The sequence below is a fragment of the Nocardiopsis quinghaiensis genome, assembly GCF_008638365.1.
GTDB classification, from domain to species: domain Bacteria; phylum Actinomycetota; class Actinomycetes; order Streptosporangiales; family Streptosporangiaceae; genus Nocardiopsis; species Nocardiopsis quinghaiensis.
Genome location: NZ_VWVU01000050.1, coordinates 1 through 8,879 on the forward strand (window position 1 = coordinate 1; position 8,879 = coordinate 8,879).

At 72.7% G+C, this 8,879-nt stretch carries 2 protein-coding genes; both read right to left on the bottom strand.

Going from position 1 to position 8,879, the window contains the following annotated elements:
- The coding region (locus FYX01_RS27135) for a type I polyketide synthase (protein WP_150246456.1) at positions 1-5,867 on the bottom strand (5,867 nt) is incomplete at its 3' end.
- Between the two features lie 31 nt (positions 5,868-5,898).
- A partial coding sequence (locus FYX01_RS25830; RefSeq protein WP_150246459.1) for an SDR family NAD(P)-dependent oxidoreductase occupies positions 5,899-8,879 on the bottom strand: 2,981 nt, incomplete at its 5' end.

Genomic DNA, 8,879 nt, shown 5'->3' on the forward strand with positions numbered 1-8,879 from the left:
TCGGGGTGGTTTTTGTGGAGGGTGGTGTGCCAGTGGGTGGTGGGGTCGTTGAGGGTGGTGCGGGCGTGGGGGGTGAGGTGGGGTTGGGGTCCGATTTCCCAGAAGTGGCGGGCTCCGTGGTGGTGGAGGGTGGTGATGCCGGTGTGGAAGTGGACGGGTTGGCGGATTTGGTTGGCCCAGGTGGTGGGGGTGGTGGCGGTGGTGGGGGTGTGCCAGGTGCCGGTGAGTCCGTTGATGAGGGGGGTGTGGGGTGGGGTGAGGGGTGTGGTTTGGAGGGTGTGGGTGAAGGGGGGGAGTGCGCCGTCCATGTGGGTGGAGTGGAAGGCGTGGGAGACGTTGAGGGGGTGGGCTTTGGTGGTGCCGAGTTGGTGGATGAGTTGGTGGATGTGTTCGGTGGGTCCGGTGATGGTGGTGTGGTTGGGGGAGTTGTAGGCGGCGATTTCGAGGGTGGGGTGGTGGTGGAGGAGTTGTTGGGTGTGGTGGGTGGGGCCGGTGATGGTGGCCATGGTGCCGGTGGTGGGTTGTTGTTGCATGTGGTGGGCGCGGGTGGCGGTGAGGTGGAGGAGGTCGGGGAGGGTGAGGGTGCCGCAGGCCCAGGCGGCGGTGAGTTCTCCGAGGCTGTGGCCGATGGCCATGTGGGGGTGGATGCCCCAGTGGTGGAGGAGGGTGGTGAGGGCGACTTGGGTGGTGACGATGGCGATTTGTGCGTGTTGTGTGTGGTTGAGGAGGTGTTGTTGGTTGCCGTAGAGGAGTTGGGTGAGGGGGGTGGTGGTGTGGGGTTGGAGGAGGTGTTCGCAGTGGTTGATGGTGTTGTGGTAGGTGGGTTCGGTGGTGTAGAGGGTGTGGCCCATGTTGGGGTGTTGTGAGCCTTGGCCGGTGTAGATGAAGGCGGTGGGGGTGGGTTGGTTGGTGGTGGTGGTGATGGGGGTGTCGCCTTCCACCACACCCCGGAGATCCCGCTCGGCGTTCTGTGCGTCGGTGACGACCACCGCCCGATGCCGGTACGAGGGCCTGGCGGTGTTCACCGTGTACGCGAAGTCCCCGAGAGGTTCGCTCTTCACCGCGTCCGCGTAGTCCTGTGCGAGGTGGCGGACGGTGTTCTGGGTGGTGGCGGTGATCTTGAGCAGGTGGGCTTGTTGGGGCAGGGGTGTGGGCGGGGTTGTGGTGGGGGGTTCTTGGAGGATGATGTGGGCGTTGACGCCGCCCATGCCGAAGGCGCTGAGTCCGGCGCGTCGGGGGGTGTTGGGGGGTGTGTGCCAGGGGGTGGGTTGGGTGGTGGTGTAGAAGGGGGTGGTTTCGAGGGTGAGTGCGGGGTTGGGTCGGTTGAGGTGGAGGGTGGGGGGGATGGTTTTGTGGCGCATGGCCAGGATGATTTTGGTCAGGCCTGCGAGTCCGGCGGCGGGTTCGAGGTGGCCGATGTTGGTTTTGATGGAGCCGATGGCGCAGTACTGGTGGCGTTGGGTGTGGTCGCGGTAGGCGTGGGTGAGTCCTTCGATCTCGATGGGGTCGCCCAGGGGTGTGCCGGTGCCGTGGGCTTCGAGCAGGGTGATGGTGTCGGGGTGGGTGCGGGCGTCTTCGAGGGCGGCGGTGACCACCTCGCGCTGTCCCCGCGGACTGGGCGCCGAGTAGCGGCTCGTCCGTCCGCCGTGGTTGACGGCGGTGCCCTTGATGAGGGTGTGGACGCGGTCCCCGTCGCGTAGGGCGTCGTCGGTCCGCCTGAGCACGACCGCCAGCGAGCCCTCTCCGGGCACCATTCCGTCGGCGTCGGCGTCGAAGGCCCGGCACAGGCCGGTCGGCGACAACGCCCCCAGGTCCCGCATCGAGCGGAAGTACTCGGGACTGATCCCCGCGTGCACCCCCGCCACCACGGCGGTGTCGATCTCACCCGAGCGCAGGTGCCGCACCGCCTGGTGCAGGGCGACCAGCGAGGACGAGCACAGGGTGTTGACCAGCACGCTCGGGCCCGTCCAGTCCATCAGGTGGGACAGACGGTTGGGGATCATCGCCTCCAGGCCGAGTCCCCGGCCCTCCGGTACGCCGGCCCGCTGGCGTTCCTCGTGGTAGTGGTCGTGACTGTAGGCCACCCACAGGCCGGTTCGGCTTCCGCGCGAGCGCTCGCCCATCTGCCCGGCGTCCTCCAGCGCCCGCCACACGGTCTCGTAGAGCAGCCGTGCCTGCGGGTCGATCAGCGGTGCCTCGCGGGGGGAGATGCGAAACGGCGTCGGATCGAACAGGTCGACACGGTCCAGGAAGGACGCGCGGGGCCGCTCGCCGTCGAACGCGGCACCCGCCCGTGCGTCCGGCAGCGGCCCCACCGTCCCCCGGCCCCCGCGCAGCAGGTCCCAGAACTCCTCCAGGCTCTCCCCGCAGGGCAGGGTGAGGGCTGCGCCGATCACCGCAGCGGAGCCGTTCCCACCGGAGACGGGCGTCTCAACCGCCACCGGGCCGGTCGCCACCGGGCCGGTCGCCACCGGGCCGGTCGCCACCGGGCCGGTCGCCACCGGGTCGGTGGCTGCGGGACCGGTGGCTGCGGGGAGTTCGGGCGCGGGCGTCGCGGGTTCGTCGGCCGTGGAGCCGGAGGCGGCCAACCCGGACACCGCCTCGGGGCGCTGCTTCGCCAGGTTCCTGGCGAAGGCCAACGGGGTGGGGAACTCGAAGAACTCGGTGGGATAGAGGTCCAAGCCGTACTCCCGGGAGAGCCTGTCGCTGAGCTCGACCAGCCCGGCGGAGTCGAAGCCGCCCGAGAGGAACTCGGTGTCGGCCTCCTCCTCCGGGACACCGGCCACCGACAGGAACCACGCCAGGGCGCGCCCGACCGGGTCGGTGGCCCGTACCGGCCCGGCGGCCGGTCCGGGCCCCGCCACGGACGGGGGGCCGGACGTCTCGGGAGCGGCGGGGAGGACCCCGGCCCGCTCCCGGTCGGCACGTCCCGCCGGATTCCGGTCCTCGGAGAAGGCGGTGGGAACGACCCTCTTGGCGGTGATGTCCTCCAGCGCCAGGAGCACCCGCCCCCGCGCGTCGGTGACCACCTGGGTGCACCGGCACGCCTCCTCGTTCCAGAAGGCGGTGTCGGTACGGACGAACGCGGCCTCCTCCAACGGCCCCAGCACCCGGAGCCGCCCGATGGACAGAGGGATGAAGGCGGGGGCGTCCTCACTGCCGAAGACGGGGTTGTCCGGGGAGATCGCCACGATCGTCACGCTGTCCAGGAGACCGGGGAAGAGGCTCACCTCCGCCGCGTTGAGGGCCCTTTGCCGACCGCCCTCGATCCGGGCGAGGGTGCCCCCTGGGCGGGCCGCCACCCATGCGACGTTCCGGTAGTAGCGGCCGTGCCGGTAGCCGATCCGGCGCAGCCACCGGTAGATCCCCGACCCGGAGCGGGGAGAGGAGCACTCCGCCAGCAGCTCGGCCAGTGGTTCCCGGTCCGCCCGCCCCGCCTCGGCCAGCCGGCCGGTGACCATGGGCACGCCGTCGTCGCCGCGCACCTCGAAGCGGCCGTCCCCGCTGACGGAGGCGACCACCCGGTGCGCCCCGGAGGGGATGAGCGGGCGGTGGAAGACCACGTCCGACACTCCCTCGAAGCGGTCACCCCGGGCACGGACGCCCTGGGACAGGAAGTCGAACCAGCCGACCCCCGGCAGCATGGGCTCTCCGTGGACCCAGTGCTGGGCGATGGGGTCCTCGCCCGGACCGAACACGCGGGAGAAGGTGAACGCGCCGCCGGAGTCCGACTCCAGCCGCACCCCCTCACCGGTCTCGGGAGAGCGCCGCGGTTCCGCCAGGTTCAGGCTGGGGCCCTGGGCCTGTTCACGCGGCAGCGTCCGTCCGGTCCGCGGCCGTCCGTCCCGCCGCCGGGCCCAGTCGACGCTGCGGCCGCTCTCGAAGAGCCCGGCGACCACGGCGTCCAGGATCTCGGCGGGTTCCGCGTCCGGGGCCTCCAGACGCGCCACCAGGCCCCCGTCCCGTTCGGGAGTATGGGCCGGGGGCTCCTTGGCGAGCAGCCGGGCCAGGGACTCCTCCAGGGAGGCTCCCTCCCACACGTGGTCGGCGAGCGGGCGCCAGTCGTCGGGCAGGGCGACCGAGCCACCGGTCACACCGGCCTCGCGCAGCGCGGTGGCCAGCGCGACACCGGTGCACAGCTCCAGCAGCTGTCCGCGGAAGCCGACCCGCCCCAGCCCGGCCGCCTCCTCGAAGCGGGTGACGACCTCCTCCACGGGGCCGTAGGCCGCGCACAGCCGGGAGAGCCACGCGGGCGGCTCCTCCATCGCAGGGATCCAGAAGTTCACCGCCGCCTCCTCCTCCGGGGCGGGGGCGCCGGGATACTCGGGGGAGAGCAGACGGGAGCGCAGATCGGCGGCCAGCCCGGACGCGTCGCGGCCCCGGAAGGCGGCTCGGACCGCCCGGTGCGGTCGGCCCGTCTGAGCGGTCGCGCAGAGTCCGGCGGCCTCGTCGCCGTGCTCCCGGACCAGCTCCAGCCACTGCGCTGTCAGCTCGCGCAGGCCCTCGGGGGTGTCGGCGGACAGCGGCAGCAGCAGGGGCCCCGGCCCGGGGCCCGGGGCAGGGGCCTCCGTCGGGGCCTCCACGACCACGTGCGCGTTGGTCCCGCCGAAACCGAAGCTGCTCACCGCGGCCCGCCGAGGCCCCTCCAGGGGCCAGGAGCCGTTCCGCTCGGGCAGACGGAAGGGGCTCTCGTCCAGCCGCAGCCGCGGGTTGGGACGGGGCACGGCCGTGGGAGGAACCGTTCCCGAACCGACGATGTGCACGATCTTGGCCAGTCCGGCCAGTCCGGCGGCCGAGTGCAGGTGCCCCGTGCGCCGCTTGAGGGAGCCCAGCGCCACCGAGCCCCGCCGCGCCCCCGCACGCCCGAACACCTCGGTCAGCGCACGCACCTCGATGGGGTCGCCGATCGCGGTTCCCGTGCCGTGCGCCTCCACATAGCCCACGGTCGTCGCGTCCACCCGCGAGTAGACCTCGTCCAACAGGTCCACCTGGGCGTCCAGGCTCGGGGTGGTCACACCCATGGTGCGCCCGTCGTTGTTGACGTGCGTCGCCACGATCGAGGCCAGCACGGCGTCCCCGTCGGACAGGGCCGCGCGCAGCGGCTTGAGGACCAGCGCCACGGCCCCCTCACCCGGAACGTAGCCGTTGGCGCGCTCGTCGAAGGTCTGGCACCGGCCGTCGGGGGAGAGGGCCTCGGCGTTGGTGAGCATGGTCAGGGTGAGCGGGTCGACCATCAGGTCCACACCCCCCACCAGTGCGGTCTCGCACGATCCCGAGGCCAGGCTCTGACAGGCCAGCCACACCGCCGTGAGCGACGACGAGCAGGCGGTGTCCACCACCAGGCTGGGCCCCCTGAGGTCGAAGCGGTCCGACAGCCAGGAGGCGGCGAAGTTCTGGGAGCGCCCCCACAGCGCCGCGGCCCGTTCCGGACCCGTGCCCCCGCCCTCGGCCCCGCCGTGCTCGAAGCCGTAGGAGTTCATCCGGGAGCCGACGAACACCCCGGTGCGTCGCGCGGCGCCGTCGGCCAGCAGCCCGGCCTCCTCCAGGGCCAGCGCCCCGACCTCCAGCACGAGTCTGTGCTGGGGGTCCAGACGGACGGCCTGTTCGGCGGACAGTCCGAACCTGGCATGGTCGAAGGAGAAGGGGTCCTGGAGGAAGGCGCCCCTTCCGGGCACCTCCGGGTACAGGCTCCGGGCCCACCGCGTCGGCGGTACCGGGCCCACCTCGTCGCGGTCTCCGGACAGCAGCCACCCCAGGTCGTCGGTGTCCTCCGCACCCGGCAGGCGGAGCGCCATCCCGATGACCGCGAGCCTGTCGTCCGCGTCGCGGGCCCCGGCCCCGGCGCTCCCCGTCTCTCTTGCCGTCATGTTTCTCCCTTGTCGTCGTTGGCGCGGCGGATCACTTGCCGGCGAGGGGGCGCAGGAGCGCGCTCAGGCCGAGCGGCTGCCCCGCGGGTTCCGCGGATCCGGCCTGAGGGGCGGGCCGGGCGTCCTCCTCCAGGAGGGCGGCGATGTCCTCCACCGTGCGGGCGCGCATCACCGCGGAGGGATCGACCGTCCGCCCGTGGTGTTTTTCGAGGAGGTTGACCAGGTCGGCGATGGCCAGTGAGTCCAGGCCCAGGTCGGCGACGGTGCGGGTCCCGGGGGCCTCCCCCAGCAGGTCGGTGAGGCAGGAGCGGACGAGGGAGGCCGTCTCCTCCCGGGACCGCGAGGGCACCCGTGGTTCCGGCCGTTCCGGGGCGGTGAGTGGAGGCCGGGCCACCGCTTCCTCCCCGGTCCGGACGGGATGGGAGCTCCCGGGGAAGGACACCCTGCCACCGGAGAGCAGATGGGCGGCGAAGCCCGCCAGGGCCTCGTCGGTCCCCAGCGAGGCGGTGGCGGAGAAGGAGGCGTCCGCGTCCAGTCCCACGCCGGACCAGTCGGGCCAGGCGTGCGCGGTCACCACCGTCGGCCCGTCCTCGGCCCCGGCGTGCTCGGCGAGCGCCAACTGGTAGGCGTTGGCCATGGCGTAGTCGACCAGGCCCCGCCCGGCGGCGGGGTCATCGCCGGCCACGGAGGAGACGAGTACCACGAACCCGGCCCGGCGCTCGCGTGCCGTGGACAGGACGTTGTCCGATCCGGTGGTCTTGGGCGCCAGGGTCCGGGCGGCGTCCTCTCCGGAGCGCCGCCTGTGCGAGCCGAAGGGCAGCGCCCGACCGGAGGCGTGCACGATCCCGGCCAGGCTCCCCCATCTCAGGGAGAGCTTGTGCACCACGGCGCGCAGCTCCTCCGCCTCGCTCACGTCGCAGCTCATGTAGGCCACCTCGGACGAGGGGGCGAGGCCGGTGAGGTCCGCCACGGCCGCCGCGTCCAGGCGGCTGCGTCCCACGATCCCGATGCGGCGGGCGCCGAGTTCGGCCAGGCGGCGGACCATCAGGCGCCCGACCGCGCCCGCGCCGCCCGTCACCAGGAGGAACCCGTCCCCTGACAGGTCGGGGACCGGACCCGCGTCCGCCTCCTCGCGACGGGGCGTGTACCGGAGCCCGTCGCGCAGGGCGACGCGTCCGCCGGGGCCGGCCGTGAGATCCGCGACGACCTCCCGGGCGGCGGCCGGCGGGTCCGCACCGGGATCCAGGTCGACCGCGGTGGCGGTCAGGCGGGACTCGGCGCCGGCGGCCAGCACCGCCGCGCCGCGGGAGGCGGCCGCGGGCGACAGGCGGGACAGCTCGTCGGGGGAGACGGCGGCCGACCCCCTGGCTATCCACAGCAGGTGCCCGCCGGAGGCCACGGCCGCGGTCCACTCCCGCAGCCCCTCCCAGAAGTGCTCCGGCCCCGGGTCGACCACGACCAGCGAGGAGTGCCCGGTCCTGGACGGGTCCGGGGAGAGGGTGTATCCCGCCTCCGTGAGCCGGGTCCGCAGGGCCCCGTACAGGGGATCGTCCGCGGCGCACACGAGGGCGACCTCGCCTCCGGCCCCTTCGGAGGAGGGGGCGGGGGCGCCACGCCACCGCGTTCGTTCCGCCCTGGGCAGGGTCACACCGGTGGTCTCGGTGGTCTCGGTGGTCTCGGTGGTCGCAGGGGAGGCGGATGCCTCCTCCTGCTCGGCCTGCGGTGGTGCGTCCCCGTCGCGTGTGGCCCAGAAGCCGCGCGCGGCGAACGGATAGGTGGGCACGTCGGGGACGGTCCTGGCCTGCGGCCCGGACAGAGCCGCCCAGTCGATCCCGGTGTACCCCCGGCGGACCAGGTCCGCCGCGGCGGCCGGGTCCAGCGGCCCGCGGTCGCCGGCGGGGCCGCGGACGGCCACGATCCCGGATCCTCCGACCGCCACCTCGCGGAGCGCGCCGGCCAGCGCCCCGGCGTCGGCGCCCAGAACCGCCGCCTGCAGTTCCAGTTCGGCCCGCCCGGTGTTGATCGTGTGGCACACGTCGGCCAGCTCGCCCTGGTCCCGGCACGCCTCGATCCGCTCCGCGTAGGCCGCGGCGAGCTCGCGCACCGCTGCCTCCGTGGCGCCGCTGACCCTGAGCACGTGTCCCGGGACGGTGACCGGGCTCCGTTCCGGTGTGGTGGGGGGTTCTTGGAGGATGATGTGGGCGTTGACGCCGCCCATGCCGAAGGCGCTGAGTCCGGCGCGTCGGGGGGTGTTGGGGGGTGTGTGCCAGGGGGTGGGTTGGGTGGTGGTGTAGAAGGGGGTGGTTTCGAGGGTGAGTGCGGGGTTGGGTCGGTTGAGGTGGAGGGTGGGGGGGATGGTTTTGTGGCGCATGGCCAGGATGATTTTGGTCAGGCCTGCGAGTCCGGCGGCGGGTTCGAGGTGGCCGATGTTGGTTTTGATGGAGCCGATGGCGCAGTACTGGTGGCGTTGGGTGTGGTCGCGGTAGGCGTGGGTGAGTCCTTCGATCTCGATGGGGTCGCCCAGGGGTGTGCCGGTGCCGTGGGCTTCGAGCAGGGTGATGGTGTCGGGGTGGGTGCGGGCGTCTTCGAGGGCGGCGGTGATGACGTGTTGTTGTGCTGTGCTGTTGGGGACGGTGAGTCCGCTGGTGCGTCCGCCGTGGTTGACGGCGGTGCCTTTGATGAGGGTGTGGATGTGGTCGTGGTCGTGTAGTGCTTGGTGGAGGGGTTTGAGGAGGAGGGTGATGACGCCTTCTCCGGGGACGAAGCCGTCGGCGTCGGCGTCGAAGGCCCGCGACCTCCCCGTCGGCGACAGCGCCTTCAGGCTGCTCATGGCGTGGTAGTGCAGCGGCGACAGGGCGAGCCTCACTCCTGCGACGAGGGCCTGGTCGCACTCTCCCGCCCGGATGCTGCGTACCGCCTGGTGCAGGGCGACCAGCGAGGACGAGCACAGGGTGTCGATGGTCATGCTGGGGCCGCGCAGGTCCAGGAAGTGGCTGACCCGGTTGGCGAGGA